The organism is Paucibacter sp. PLA-PC-4 (assembly GCF_026241155.1).
Taxonomy (GTDB): domain Bacteria; phylum Pseudomonadota; class Gammaproteobacteria; order Burkholderiales; family Burkholderiaceae_C; genus Roseateles_E.
In genome coordinates this window covers 20,100-32,666 of record NZ_JAPFGP010000026.1, presented here as the reverse complement: position 1 = coordinate 32,666, position 12,567 = coordinate 20,100, and the positions used below count along the sequence as shown (strand labels likewise).

Genomic DNA, 12,567 nt, shown 5'->3' with positions numbered 1-12,567 from the left:
CCCCTCTGCGCCAATCACGTTCGCCAGTCCTGCATCCCGGTGATGAGTTGCATCGTAGCCTTGGCAATGTGCTTCTCCACCGTACTGATGCTCAAGCCGTGTTGATCGGCGATCTCCCGGTAGGTCAGCCCGTCCAGGCGGTGGGCCAGGAAGATGTCCCGGCTCTTCTCGGTCAGCCGCCCCAGGCAATAGTGCAGCCGAGCCAGGCGTTCACGACCCAGCACCACGGCCTCGACGGGCGGCGAATCGTCAACCAGGATCACCTCTTCGAGCACGACCTGCTCGCCGTGGGTGACCCGGCCCCGGTGTTCATCGATGGCCAGGTTCAGCGCGGTCTGCATCAGGAAGGCATCCGAATTCACGACGACCTGCCCACGCTCGTAGCGGGCCAGCCGCACCCAGGCTTCCTGGACGATATCTTCCGCATCCTGAGTCGAGCTGCCGCGCCGCCGCAGGGCGTCTCGGATGCGTGCGAAGACCGGAGGTAGATGCTTCTTCATGGTGAACCCTCCCAGGGTCAAAGGCCGGGCGGTGCAAAGCCGGCCGCATGAGAACCGAAAAGACTCAACCTTCGGCCAAGTCACGATTGCTATGCTACTTTAAGTCTGTATACCCAAAGTCATCAAGGAGAGATTTTCGGCTTTACTCGTATGAGTTCAGTCCTTTGGATCGAAGCAGATGATGACGCCGCAGCGGCATCAATTGCTACTTTACGTCTGTAGACCCAAAGTCATCCTTGATCGAACCTACGGCGTCATGTCAGGGCGTCGGAAAATCACGGTCGAATCAGCAAGGGAACGCTTAGCGCGACACCTTCGTTCGCTTCGTGCTGCGCGCGGCCTATCACAAGAGGGGCTTGCTGACTTGGCGGATCTGCACCGCACCTATGTGGGATCCATTGAGCGTTGCGAGAGGAATGTCTCTCTCGACAATGTTGAGCGATTGGCAACGGCGTTGGGCGTTGACATCTGTGATTTACTGGTCCGGGAATGATCGTACGTTAACTACTGAACGGTTCGCGAAACCAGAAGCCCGGTATAGCTGCTCATCAGCCGGCTGTTCAAGGCTGGCTCCTATCACCCAGTTCTTGCAGACCAATGACTGCGCTCGCCGATACGGTCATTGATCAACTACAGGCTGAACAAGCGCCGCATGTGCGGTTCGATGGCACCGTTCCAGGGACAGCCCGTGACGGCAACGGCGTTGACCGTGGTTGCATCTAGCGCATCGGCGGTCCCGCCCTGTAGCTATCGGTCGCGATCAGCGTACACCGATACGCGGAAGCCGCAAACCCTTCAAACCGTCTCGACGCATAAACTTGCTCTTCCTGGGCGGACCATATAGGCGATTCATAGCCATGAAGCGAGCAATAGCTTCAGGAGCTGGCCTGAAGCACCGACGAAAGCAATGTTCAGTGAGCTCGCTCCGTCCCAGTTCTGGCGGCTGATGCCAAGTTGTTCAAGCCTGACGGCGGGCGGAAGAAATCCACCGTCGGCTATGACATATAGCTGTCCCTCCGTATCCGTCCGCCCAACAAATCTTGATGTTGCCGGGCTGGGCAGCAAGGATCATGTCCACTTAGGTGGACATGATGACAAGCGAGAAGACCGACAAGCACTGATGCGCATATCGACGCAGCTGGGGAAGCTGACAGCGCTCCCCGACACACCTCTGTTTAAGGCACTTCTTCCAGATTTGTGCTGTACCAGCGGCTCGCAAGCATACTTTGCGGGGCATGGCCGCCGTCCAGGCTGCTGCAATCGCAGCGCCATGGCTCAGTGTTGAACAGTGCCTGCGCGCGTACTGCGCGCAGCACATCGGGAAAGCGATTCAGCGGCAGGTGATCGGCCGCAAGGCTCAACAGCGCTGTTGCACCGACAACGTTCGCAGTGGGTAGCCTGACCTTGAAATGCAGGTCGAGCGGGTCGACGACATCGGGCAAATCCGGAAACATGGCGCGCACCGAAGCATCGGGTACACCGTTCTCAAGTTGGGCGTGAAAGATGGGATGCGAGCCGTAGCTGCGCGCAAAGTCATATCTCACGCATAGGTGTGGCTTCCATTTGCTCTTGGCCCGCTTGAAATAGGCCACTCGCACCTGTGACTTGTAGAGGAAGCTGTTTGAAAGACTTGGCTTGTCTCGATCAAACTTGTAGATGTCGAGCGAGTCCAGGACGACATTGATGCCGCCGTCATGGCGCGAGTCGGTCCCACGCGAGCCGGCGGTCTCCTTGCGCCGATAGGGCAGGCTGTCAATGCGCAAGGCTCCCTTCACTTCGACGGAGTTCGTTTGCCCCTTGGCCGGCTCGGCCACAAACGCCTGATCGCCGATCGCCGGCAGCAGCGTTGCACGTTCGAGAAACGCTGTTCGCTTGAACGCTGTGTATACGTTGTTATAGGCGTTCTCAGAAAGCTGTATGAACTCCTGCAGGAGCTGGCCTCTTGTCGCCATATCAGGAACCGATCCAGGGGGCTAGCACTCGGTGCGTGCGGGCAGTGATCCGAGCCAAGTCGGCGCCCACCGGGAACCAACTGACGCGTCCGGACGATTGTTCCTCGCTGATAGGCCTCTCGGTGGCCATGCAGTAGTAACCGGCATGCAGCTCTGGCTTGACAGAGCACGGGCAGTAGGACAACTTCTTGATGCCCTTGGATTCGCACAGCGCACGTCCTGAGACCACTTCGCCGTCCGTGACCAAATCGTCGAGCAGATGTCGCCACCACAGCGGGTTGTGCTCGTCGGCAAACGGAAGGTTCACGTATTTGGCAGACTCGAACACGGTCTGCACCTTGGCCTTGGCGAAGTCGTCCGGCGCGATGTCCAGATAACTCGCAGCAGCAGTCCTATTGAGCAACAAGCCCGGAAACTCCATCACCAGATCGGCAAGCCAGACGCCAAGGGCAATCACCAGACGGCGCTCCTGCTCAGGCTTAAGCTGAGTTTTGTTGTCCTGAGAGACGCTCATGATCTCGGAAATGGCGCGCTGATCACCGCAGGCGAACAAGTCGAAATGAGTCGCGACGTACGGCTGCTGAAGAATGCCAGCTAGGAGGGTACCCGGCGTACCGGCGTCTGCCTTGGGGGCAAGTTTCGCCTTGATCGGCGTCTTCGCCGTGCTCTTTTTGGTGACAGGCGCGCGCGCCGGCGCAAGCAACTTCTCCATTTCCACGAAGCCATTGCAAAGGGTGATGACCCGGTGCGCACGCTCGTCGACCAGGAACGGCAACTCCAGCTGGCCGTTGCCAGGCTTGCGCGTTAGACGGTCCTCGACATTGGGCTTCTTTTGGCGGTAACACGCCACGGGTAGGCCCAGCTTCTCGGCGGCGCGCGACACAGCAGCTTCCGACAGCCCTCCCCATTCTTGGGTCGACAGATCTCGGTCGGTGACCACCAAGACGATATTGCCGAACTGCGGTGCTTTCAAATCCTCCGCGAGGCGGTCCTCATAGGGCCCAGTCATCGTCTTCGGGGCCACGTGCAGCGGAAAGACCTCCAGGCGGTACTTGGTGCCGAGCATCGGTTTGATCGCCACCTGAAGCTCGTCGATGCGCTCCTGATGATCTTCGAACAGAACAATAGTGCGCTTGGAGCCGCTAGTGGACATTGATCTTCCTTGGAAGTGATATCTGCAGGCAGGTAGTGAAGCCAGGGGTGGGCGCGGCGACATCCGCCTTGCCACCCTCGCGCTCGACCAGTTGGCGCACCAGCGACAGGCCCAGGCCCATGCCGCTGCCCAACGGGCTATTGACGCGCGAGGTCGTCGTAAAGAATGGGTCCCAGATGCGCTTCTTCGAGGACGGTGGAATGCCGACTCCGTTGTCCTGGACTGACAAATGGTGATTTTTCTGGTCGTTCCAGGCTGAGATCAGGATCTGTGGCTCCTGTCCGTCCGATTCGCGGGCGATGACGGCCTTGGTAGCATTCGTGTACAAGTTCAGTAGCACGGCGCTGTACATCGCCACGGGCACCGGGGGGGCCATCACGTCAGGCTCACACGAGATCAAGGTCTGGATCCCCCGGCTTTCTGCCGTCGGCCCGAAGCTGTCATGCACCCATTCGATTTGACCCAACGCAGAGAAGGGACGCAGCTCGGTCGAGCGCAGCGAATCGGTGTAGAGCCGCGTGTAGCGGATGTAGCTGTCGAGCTGCTGGCGCGCTGAGGTGATCTGATCGAGGTCCGCCTGTTCAGCCGGCGTTCGGGCCTTCTTGCTGAGCCGCTCGATGACCGAATCCAGTGCCAGAAATAGTCGCTCGGCTTCGTGCGTCATGAAGCCCGCGACGACGCCAAGACCCGACGCGATTTCCAGCCGCTGGCGGGCCGCCCGGTCGTACTGATCCTGCTCGACAACGCGCGTGGCCAGAGAGCCGTAGTGCTGGACCAGCGCAGCCTTCTCTTCGCTCGCCAAGCGCGGATCATTCTCGATGTCGTGGATCGTCTGCGCGAGGTCAGATCGGAGCTCGTTGCGGAAGATTTGCGCCTTGACTTCTTCAGCCTGCAACTGGCGTGCCTTGTCGAGCTTGGCCAGGTATTCCAGTCCGCCACGCACGACCTCCACCATCTGCCTGTAGGCCGCGTTGTCGAGGAAGCCCTCGCGGTCCATGGCCGGGATCAGATCCGCCTCATCACGCGCATTGGATGCTCGTGATGCAACGCCAATAGCGCCGACGACTTGGTAGTTCGACGCGACATTGAGTGTCGGGTTCAAGCCCGGGCGGGACTGCTCGATCTCATTGAGCGGGAACTCACGTTGGGCGATTTCGGAGCGCCAGTCACGACGGTTATGGGCAGCGTCCTGGTTCAGATAGAGCCAATCGTCGTCCTTGAAGCCATAGGGCCTGATGCGAAACCCGTTGTCCACGACGCCGATGCCAGAGTTCTTGCGTATCCACGACCACGCTTCGCGGCCATCTGCCCCGAGGTCATTGAACGACCCCTTGCGCTTGGGTGCCCATGAGATATCACCATGCAACCCCTTGCTGATGTTGTTCGGGAAGCGATAGCGTGCTGTGTGGGATTGGTCGTCGCCCTTGAACTTGACCGTGTACTTGAGCGTCTCGCCACTGAGCGAGATCTGCAAGCGCGCCCAGCAGTTGTCAATCACGGACCGAGCGATGTCCGACTGATCTTCCTGAACCGTCGGAAAGCCGGCGAAGACGACCCGAAACCCTGGATCTTCTTCAAAGGAAGAGGCGGGTGGGCTCACCAAGTCTAGCGTCTGTTTGTTCGAGATTATCTCGGTCCTGCCGCGCTTCTTCGCGAACGGGCCGAGGTCGAAGGTGGCGATTGGAGAGACGATCTCCAGGATGCTCGACAGCAGGGATTTGTCGACGGCCTTGTCCAGGTCTCGCTTGAGTCGACTCACCGTCAGACGAGTGCCTACCGCAGTGCCGGACGGCACGCTGTTCACCCAATAGCGGACGCTAGCTTCCTTCAGGTCTTTGACGCCATCCAGGCGGCGCCAGTCGAAGTACGCCGTTAGCTTGCGGAACTCTCCCGCCTCGGGGTCGAAGGCGACCGAGGATAGTCGCAGCGCGTCGCCAAGGTAGCGAATAGCAAACCGGCCAATGCCCTTTTGCCCCGTCACTGATCGGCCAAAGCGCTTAGTCTGCCGTTCCCGCTTGCTGTCCGCTGCGATCCGCATCCAGCGTGTGCGGAAGTCCTTCTCGGTCATGCCGGTGCCGTTATCGGCGATCTCTAGGTTCGGCCGGCCGAAGCGGGTGACGAGCGACACCCGGCACTCAGGTGCGTCCGCGTCGTTGGAGTTCTTTATCAGCTCAAGCAGCGCGACATCGGGCGATGCGACCAAGCGTTCGCCCAATTCTTGCAGCAGGCGAGCTTCGACCTCGAACGGAATCTTGTCCCGGGTGATGAGCGTGGTAGCCATCTACGAGCTCATGCTCGCGCCGCCAAGCGCTTCTGGATGTCGTTCAAAACCGTGTTCATCTGCCTGACCTCAACCTTTAAGAATCCTTTGGCCAGAGATACTACCTTCTTGGACAGGTCGATCTTCAGCAACTCGGCCATGACGGCGGGCGAGTCGCTGGCGAGTTCGCAGTGGATACCGTGGATGCCACCCACATGGATCGCGCCCAGCACGTTGCGGAACATCTTGGGACGCGCAGTTTTGAAGCCGGACGAGTACAGAATGTCGGCGACTTTAGGCATGACGAATTTCCACCATAGTTTGCGCGATTTACAGGTGTAGTTCGACCGAGCCTCCTCCGGCACCTGGTCCAAGTAGGCCTTCAACGCCGGCGAAATTTCGCCCTCGACGTTGAGCAGCCAGCAGCGTTGCCCAGTGTGTACGTAGTGCTTCCTAAACAGCGCCTCCGTCAAGGTGACCTGGCTCTGCTCGATGTGCCGGAACGACGACACCGCAGGGACAACATCACTGGGATACTGGAGCTGAAAGTGAATGCGCTCGGCCTCGGTCAGAACAAAAACTTCCTTACCACCAGGACTCAGACCTCGGATGGCCCGTGTCTGCCCCGCCGCCTTTTGGTAGGCAAGTTGCTTATGCGAGGAACCCGTCACCTCCTTCATAGGCGTGATGACGTCAGCATCATCCACATCGAAGAACCGCCACTTGCCACCCAGCGCCGCGCGCTTGTCGATGACTGCGACACACGCGGTCGTTAGCACCCGCTCAAATGCCGCGTTGCGAATGTGGAACACGTCGACGTCCCACCCCTGCTCCTTGATAAAGGCGCGCAGCTTGGCGCTTGCCGGCCGGCTGACCCACTCGAAGGGGATAACCAGTGCCACTAACCCGTCGGCACCGACCGAGGCCATGGCGAGCCACATGAAGTACACGTAGGCATTGCTGCGGCCGTCAGCCTGATACGGCATCAGCTCTTTAAGCCGCTTGTCGGCACGACCCAGCCAAACCTCCTCGAGATCGTGGTGTCGGACATAGGGTGGGTTGCCAATGCAGGTCGAAAAATCGAGTACTCGGCCGGGCTCGAACGCGTCCCCGAGGACGACCTTATGAGGTGATCGCAGCGGGGCGCGAGGACCGCGTGCGGGATCGATCTCGAACCCGGTGTAGGTGTCGAATGTGCCGAAGCGGCTGAAGCGTGCATCGCCGCAGCCGAAATCGACCACATCGCCGGCATTGGGCCGGCGGGCGTTGACTTGCGTCCATACGAACCGAAGCAAGCGCTCAGGCGTGTCCACTTGGCACCGCGCCAAGTAGACGCCACGATCTGATTCTTCAGCGTGTAGGGATGGCGGCAGGCCGCCGGTTCGATCCATCAAAAGTCTCCCTCTTGCAATGATGTTTTGAATAGACGCGCCGCCATTTCAAGTCCAATCACGGCAGGCACTCGCCTCCGATGTTGCCAACCAGTGAAATCGGACGCAGCGGACGCATTGGAACACCAGTAGCATGCCGGGGCAGAAGACTCATGGCGATAGCCGCAATCCCAGCCTTCTTCAAGGCGAAGATGCGATTTCTTTGAATTCCCATGAGCCGCATGTTACAGAGTACCTGCCATGGAGTTGGATACGGCTGCAGGACGTCATTGAGCTGTCGTCCGCACGGGAGGTCACCCACAACCGCCCATTTGTAACCGCTGATTAATCGCAAAAATCAGCACGCGATCTGGCTGGTTTGACGCCTAGATTTTCTTCACGGGAGCGCAGCAAGCGCCCCACACAAGGAACTCTCGGCCAACAAACCAACCAGCCGCCATGGAACTCTGCACCACCTCCGCCGGCCCGCTCACGCCTCGTCGTGATCACCCGGCACCGCATTCCAAGCAGGCCCCCATCGCCGCAGCGCTGAGCGCCGCAGCCCTGCTCCTCGGCACGAACACGCCGGCCCTGGCGCTCGATGGCTGCCTGGTCTTGCTCTGCCTCGCCGCGCCGAGCTGGCGCGCCATCCCCCAGTGCGTGCCGCCCATCACCCAGCTCTGGCGCGACCTGGCGCGCGGCCGGGCATTCCCGAGCTGCGGCATGGCCGGCGGCGGCAACGCGGCCAGCCATGCCTGGGCCAGCGCACCCAGCTTCTGCCCGCCCCAATACACGCGCATCGTCGATGGCCCCAACGGCCCCCGCTACTACTGCGACTACACCGGCGCCGTGGCCGTCACCGTCAACGGCCAGGCCTTCGCACGAACCTGGTGGAGCATCAGCGGCGACACCGTGACCGACTTCAGCCCCGCCGCCAAAGCCATGTTCGGCCGCTGGGACCGGCGATTCGACGACGACTACGCCGCCTGGCTGGCCTCCCGGCCACCGGCACCACCGGTCGAGTCGGGGAACTGAGGAACAGCCATGGACAGCGCCACCTTCCTCGCCCTCGCGCTGGCCTGCGCTCCCCAGGTGGCGCCCAGCACGGCCCATGCCCTCGCCGCCACAGAAAGCGCCCTCAACCCCTGGGCCATCGGCGTGGTGGGCGGGCGGCTGCAGCGGCAACCCCAGACCCGCGCCGAGGCGCTGGCCACGGCCCGTGCGCTGCGCGCCGCCGGATGGAACTTCAGCGTCGGGCTCGGCCAGATCAATGTCGGCAACTTCAATCGCCTGGGGCTGACGCTGAGCAGCGCCTTCGAGCCCTGCAGCAACCTGGCGGCCATGCAGGCCGTGCTGACCGAATGCCTGGACCGAGTCCCTGCTCCACGCACTGCCGATACAGAGATGACGTCTCAGGCAGACCAGGCCTCACTCAGGAAAACCCTGTCCTGCTACTACAGCGGCAACTTCGTCACTGGCTTTGAGCATGGCTATGTGCGAAGGGTGGTCGCCGCTGCGGCCCCCCCGGCTTCGGCTCGGGCGGCCCTGCCCCAACCCCTCCTCCACCCCATTGCACAGCCGAAGGAACAGCCATGAGCGACACCGCACACGTCCGAGGCGACACCCCCAGCGCCGCCGCCCCTCCCCCCATCGGCCGCCAGGCCCGCCGCCTCCCCGACGGCAGCCCGCCCGCCGCCAGCGCCCAGGCTCGAAGCCTCGCGCCTCGCGGCGGCCGCCGCCATCACCACTGGCTCGATCACCGGCCCAGGGCCTTCCCCAATCTGCGCGCTTCGCGCCGGATGCGCGCGCTGGCCGCCGCCGTCGCGACGCCGCTGGTGACGGAGCCAGCCCTGGCCCAGGGCTTCGAGAAGATCAACACCACGGTGACCAACGTCAACATGATCCTGGTGACGATCTCCGTCGCCGTGGTGACCATCGCCATCATCTGGGCCGGCTTCAAGATGATCTTCCAGGGCGCCCGCCTGGCCGATGTGGCCAATGTGCTGATCGGCGGCACCCTGGTCGGCGGCGCCGCCGCCTTTGCGACCTTCATCGTCAGCTGAGCGCCCAGCACCCACTCAGCCCGGACCGGAGTTCCCCCATGCAGCCCGAGACGATCTACAAAGGCGCGACGCGACCCGCGATGAAGCTGGGCATTCCGCTCACGCCGCTGGTCACCCTGTTCGGCAGCGGCATGCTGCTGATCGTGTGGGGCGGCCTGCTCGTCAGCTGGTGGACGGCGCTCGTGGTCCTGCTGGCCCTGTGCCCGGCCCTGATCTGGATGAGGCTCATCACCGCCCGGGACGACCAGCGATTCCGGCAGGCCTATCTCGCCCTGATGCTGCGCCTGCATGACCGCAACCATCGCTTCTGGTGCGCCCGCAGCTACACCCCCACCCTCTACCGAGGAGCCCGTGATGCTTGGCATATCTAGCAGCCCCCCGGCCGGCGCTGGCCGCCGCTTCTGGCAACCTGCACCGGCCCAGCCCCGGTACTGGCGCCAGGTTCGCACGGAGAACCCGCTCGCCAGGTTCGTGCCGTTCTCGTCGATGCTCAGCCCCCACGACGTGATCACGCGGGGTGGCGACTACCTGCGCGTCTGGCGCCTGGACGGGATTCCCTTCGAGTGCGCCGATGAGCACCTGGTGCAGGAGCGACATGAGGCCCTGTGCAGCCTGCTGCGCAACCTCGCCGGTGGCCAGTGGGCCGTGTGGACCCACAGGCTCCACCGCCATATGAGCGACCAGCTGGAACACCCGCCGGCATCCGGCTTCGCACGCGACCTGTCCCTGGCCTACCAGGCCCAGCTCGGCGAGCGCCCCATGATGAGCAATGAGCTCTACCTGACCCTGGTCTACCGCCCGGAGTCCTCGCGCGTGGGCCGGGCGCTGCGGTCAAGGCCCCGCTCGCGGGTCGCCATTGCCGAGGCCCAGTCGGACGCCCTGCGAGTGATGGAGGAGCGCACAGCCCTGGTCGCACGGGTTCTGCAGGGCTTCGGCCCGCGCCTGCTGGGCATCCGCCAGCAGGGCCAGCGGGCCTACGCCGAGGTGGCCGAGTTCCTGGGTTATCTGGTCAACGGCCGCCCCGATCCCGTGCCGCTGGCAACGGGGCCGCTGTACCGGACCCTGCCCAAGGTCCGCCTGTCCTTCGCGGGCGACAAGCTGGAGTTGCGATATGGCGACGAGCGCCGCTACGCGGCCCTGGTCGATATCAAGGAGTACGCCGACGCGGTCGAACCCGGCATCCTCGACGCGTTGCTCTACGAGGACAGCGAGTTCATCGAGACCCAGTCCTTCTCCATCCTGCCGCGTCGTGAGGCCATGCGCGCGCTGGAACTGCAGCGCGACCAGCTGATCGCCAGCGACGATGTCGTGGCCAGCCAGATCGCCGACATGGACGCGGCCCTGAACGAGCTCGGCGACGGCCAGTTCTGCATGGGCGAATACCACTACAGCCTGGTGGTGTTCGGCCATGACGGGGCCGATGCCGGCCGGCGTGCCGCGCAGGCGATCGGCGCGGTCGGCGAAGCCTCAAGCCTGCAGATGTCCCCGGTCGACCTGGTAGCCGACGCCGCCTGGTTCGCCCAGATGCCCGGCAACTGGAAATGGCGGCCGCGCGACGCCAAGCTCTCCTCGCGCGCCTTCGCAGCCCTGGCCAGCGGCCACAACTTCGCCAGCGGCAAGCGCGACGGCAATCCCTGGGGCCAGGCGCTGGCGCTGCTGCGCACGCCCTCGGGCCAGCCCTTCTACCTGAACCTGCATGCGAGCCCGGAAGGCGAAGACTCGGCCGACAAGAAGCTGCCGGGCAACACCCTGATCATCGGATCGACCGGCGTGGGCAAGACCGCGCTGGAGATGTTCCTGCTGGTGCTGACCCGCAAATGGCAGCCGGCACCGTGCCTGGTGCTGTTCGACCTCGACCGCGGCTGCGAGATCGCCATCCGGGCCCTGGGCGGCCGCTACTTCACGCTCGAAGCGGGCCAGCCCACCGGCTGCAATCCGCTTCAGCGCGAACCGACGCCGGCCCGTATCCAGTTCTGGGAACAGCTGGTCCGCACCTGCATCGCCACCACGCCCCTGCCCTTGCTGCCCGCCGACGAGCGCGCGATCGCCGATGCGGTCAAGGCGGTGGCGATGCTGCCGGCGCCCTTGCGCCGCTTCTCCACGCTGCGGCAGAACCTGCCCAAGACGGGAGACAACAGCCTCTTCGAGCGGCTCGGACGCTGGTGCGAGGGCGGCGCGCTGGGCTGGGTCTTCGACCAGGCCGGCGATCAACTGATCGGTCTGGACGATGCCCCCATCATCGCCTTCGACACCACGGAGTTTCTGGACCTGCCCGAGGTACGGACGCCGGTGATGATGGTCCTGCTCGAAGTCATGAAGGAGCGCATCGACGGTGGCCGGCTGATCTATGTGATCTCCGAGTTCTGGAAAGCCCTGGATCACGAGATCTTCAGCGACTTCGCCAAGCACAAGCAGAAGACCATCCGCAAGCAAAACGGCCTGGGCATCTTCGACACCCAAAGCCCCTCCGACGTTCTGAGCCATCCGATCGGCCGGACCATGGTCGAGCAGAGCGTGACCAAGATCTTCCTGGCCAACCCCCAGGCGCTGCGCGAGGAGTATGTCGAGGGCTTCGGGCTTACGAATACCGAGTACGACATCGTGCGAAGCCTGGGCACGCACGGCAACCGCCGCTTCCTGGTCAAGCAGGGCCATGCCAGCGCGATCTGCGAGCTGGACCTGACTGGCCTCGACGACTTCATCGCCGTGCTGTCTGCGACCACGGACAACGTGGTCTTGCTCGATGAGATCCGCCAAAAACATGGTGACGATCCGTGTCAATGGCTTCCCGTCTTCATGCGGGAGGTTCAGCATCGTCGACTGAGAGTTTCAGGGAGAACAGCATGAAGACATCGTTGCAGCTCGCCGTGCTCAGCTCGCTCGCACTGGCCACCGCCGCCGCCTGCTCCGCCCCCGCCCCTTTTGTCAAAGGCAATGAAGCCGTGACGGTCGCGCCCGACGGCAGCACCCGTGTCGAGACGCCGCCGCTGCCGAAGGCGACGCTCGGACCTCCATGCCCTGCCACCCGGCCCACATGCACGCCCAGCGGCTGGCGGATGGTCGAAACCAACGATGGAATCCGCGAATGCACTGAGTTCTACGCGCGGCCGGGCACCTGCCGGGCTTCGACATTCGGTTCAGAGAAGCGTCCCAGGCAGTGGATCGTGAAGTCCAAGGGCGAATGGCTGCAGTGCGAACGGCCCGACCTCGGCAGCCGCTGCGTCAGCATCAAGGCGCTCCCGAACCTTGTGGTTCAGTGAGGAGCCATC

At 63.0% G+C, this 12,567-nt stretch carries 12 protein-coding genes; 7 read left to right on the top strand and 5 right to left on the bottom strand.

Annotated features, from left to right (window positions below):
- Positions 1 to 14: 14 nt before the first annotated feature.
- Positions 15 to 500, bottom strand: a complete 486-nt coding sequence (locus OOZ63_RS26465) for an RNA polymerase sigma factor (protein ID WP_266008667.1) — start codon at positions 498 to 500, stop codon at positions 15 to 17.
- Positions 501 to 678: 178 nt separating this feature from the next.
- On the opposite strand from OOZ63_RS26465, the gene OOZ63_RS26460 reads away from it, so the two are divergent.
- A complete protein-coding gene (locus tag OOZ63_RS26460; RefSeq protein WP_323055792.1) occupies positions 679 to 993 on the top strand; it encodes a helix-turn-helix transcriptional regulator in 315 nt (104 codons plus the stop codon).
- A 682-nt stretch (positions 994 to 1,675) separates the two neighbouring features.
- On the opposite strand, the gene OOZ63_RS26455 is transcribed toward OOZ63_RS26460, so the two are convergent.
- Genes OOZ63_RS26455 through OOZ63_RS26440 form a run of 4 tightly spaced genes read right to left on the bottom strand, consistent with a single transcriptional unit; the run spans position 1,676 to position 7,256 of the window.
- The gene (locus OOZ63_RS26455; protein WP_266008666.1) at positions 1,676 to 2,452 is read right to left on the bottom strand and encodes a hypothetical protein; all 777 of its coding nucleotides are present in this window, start codon (positions 2,450 to 2,452) and stop codon (positions 1,676 to 1,678) included.
- Between the two features lies 1 nt (position 2,453).
- Positions 2,454 to 3,605, bottom strand: coding sequence for a hypothetical protein (locus tag OOZ63_RS26450; protein WP_266008665.1), 1,152 nt, complete (start codon positions 3,603 to 3,605; stop codon positions 2,454 to 2,456).
- Entirely contained in the window at positions 3,595 to 5,886 is a 2,292-nt protein-coding gene (locus OOZ63_RS26445; RefSeq protein ID WP_266008664.1) for a sensor histidine kinase, read from the bottom strand. Before OOZ63_RS26445 ends, OOZ63_RS26450 begins: the two co-directional genes overlap by 11 nt.
- A gap of 8 nt (positions 5,887 to 5,894) precedes the next feature.
- On the bottom strand, positions 5,895 to 7,256 hold the full coding sequence (locus OOZ63_RS26440; protein ID WP_266008663.1) for an Eco57I restriction-modification methylase domain-containing protein: 1,362 nt from the start codon (positions 7,254 to 7,256) through the stop codon (positions 5,895 to 5,897).
- Between the two features lie 438 nt (positions 7,257 to 7,694).
- Between OOZ63_RS26440 and OOZ63_RS26435 the strand changes: the two genes are divergently transcribed.
- From OOZ63_RS26435 to OOZ63_RS26410, 6 genes are read left to right on the top strand one after another with little or no spacing between them, the layout of a single operon-like run.
- The gene (locus OOZ63_RS26435) at positions 7,695 to 8,270 is read left to right on the top strand and encodes a hypothetical protein (RefSeq protein WP_266008662.1); all 576 of its coding nucleotides are present in this window, start codon (positions 7,695 to 7,697) and stop codon (positions 8,268 to 8,270) included.
- A 9-nt stretch (positions 8,271 to 8,279) separates the two neighbouring features.
- Positions 8,280 to 8,831 (top strand): lytic transglycosylase domain-containing protein, encoded by a 552-nt coding sequence (locus OOZ63_RS26430; protein ID WP_266008661.1) that lies wholly within the window; start codon positions 8,280 to 8,282, stop codon positions 8,829 to 8,831.
- Positions 8,828 to 9,298 (top strand): TrbC/VirB2 family protein, encoded by a 471-nt coding sequence (locus OOZ63_RS26425; RefSeq protein ID WP_266008660.1) that lies wholly within the window; start codon positions 8,828 to 8,830, stop codon positions 9,296 to 9,298. Before OOZ63_RS26430 ends, OOZ63_RS26425 begins: the two co-directional genes overlap by 4 nt.
- 38 nt (positions 9,299 to 9,336) lie before the next feature.
- Complete coding sequence (locus OOZ63_RS26420) at positions 9,337 to 9,669, top strand: type IV secretion system protein VirB3 (RefSeq protein ID WP_266008659.1); 333 nt, start codon at positions 9,337 to 9,339, stop codon at positions 9,667 to 9,669.
- Positions 9,653 to 12,145, top strand: a complete 2,493-nt coding sequence (locus OOZ63_RS26415) for a VirB4 family type IV secretion/conjugal transfer ATPase (protein WP_266008658.1) — start codon at positions 9,653 to 9,655, stop codon at positions 12,143 to 12,145. Before OOZ63_RS26420 ends, OOZ63_RS26415 begins: the two co-directional genes overlap by 17 nt.
- On the top strand, positions 12,142 to 12,558 hold the full coding sequence (locus tag OOZ63_RS26410) for a hypothetical protein (RefSeq protein ID WP_266008657.1): 417 nt from the start codon (positions 12,142 to 12,144) through the stop codon (positions 12,556 to 12,558). Before OOZ63_RS26415 ends, OOZ63_RS26410 begins: the two co-directional genes overlap by 4 nt.
- Positions 12,559 to 12,567: the final 9 nt, after the last annotated feature.

Bases quoted from the DNA above. Each gene is read 5' to 3' on its own strand.
- OOZ63_RS26430 (WP_266008661.1), top strand. From the start codon at position 8,280: ATGGACAGCGCCACCTTCCTCGCCCTCGCGCTGGCCTGCGCTCCCCAG.
- OOZ63_RS26410 (WP_266008657.1), top strand. From the start codon at position 12,142: ATGAAGACATCGTTGCAGCTCGCCGTGCTCAGCTCGCTCGCACTGGCC.
- OOZ63_RS26425 (WP_266008660.1), top strand. From the start codon at position 8,828: ATGAGCGACACCGCACACGTCCGAGGCGACACCCCCAGCGCCGCCGCC.
- OOZ63_RS26420 (WP_266008659.1), top strand. From the start codon at position 9,337: ATGCAGCCCGAGACGATCTACAAAGGCGCGACGCGACCCGCGATGAAG.
- OOZ63_RS26415 (WP_266008658.1), top strand. From the start codon at position 9,653: ATGCTTGGCATATCTAGCAGCCCCCCGGCCGGCGCTGGCCGCCGCTTC.
- OOZ63_RS26465 (WP_266008667.1), bottom strand. From the start codon at position 500: ATGAAGAAGCATCTACCTCCGGTCTTCGCACGCATCCGAGACGCCCTG.
- OOZ63_RS26450 (WP_266008665.1), bottom strand. From the start codon at position 3,605: ATGTCCACTAGCGGCTCCAAGCGCACTATTGTTCTGTTCGAAGATCAT.
- OOZ63_RS26455 (WP_266008666.1), bottom strand. From the start codon at position 2,452: ATGGCGACAAGAGGCCAGCTCCTGCAGGAGTTCATACAGCTTTCTGAG.
- OOZ63_RS26445 (WP_266008664.1), bottom strand. From the start codon at position 5,886: ATGGCTACCACGCTCATCACCCGGGACAAGATTCCGTTCGAGGTCGAA.
- OOZ63_RS26440 (WP_266008663.1), bottom strand. From the start codon at position 7,256: ATGGATCGAACCGGCGGCCTGCCGCCATCCCTACACGCTGAAGAATCA.
- OOZ63_RS26435 (WP_266008662.1), top strand. From the start codon at position 7,695: ATGGAACTCTGCACCACCTCCGCCGGCCCGCTCACGCCTCGTCGTGAT.
- OOZ63_RS26460 (WP_323055792.1), top strand. From the start codon at position 679: ATGATGACGCCGCAGCGGCATCAATTGCTACTTTACGTCTGTAGACCC.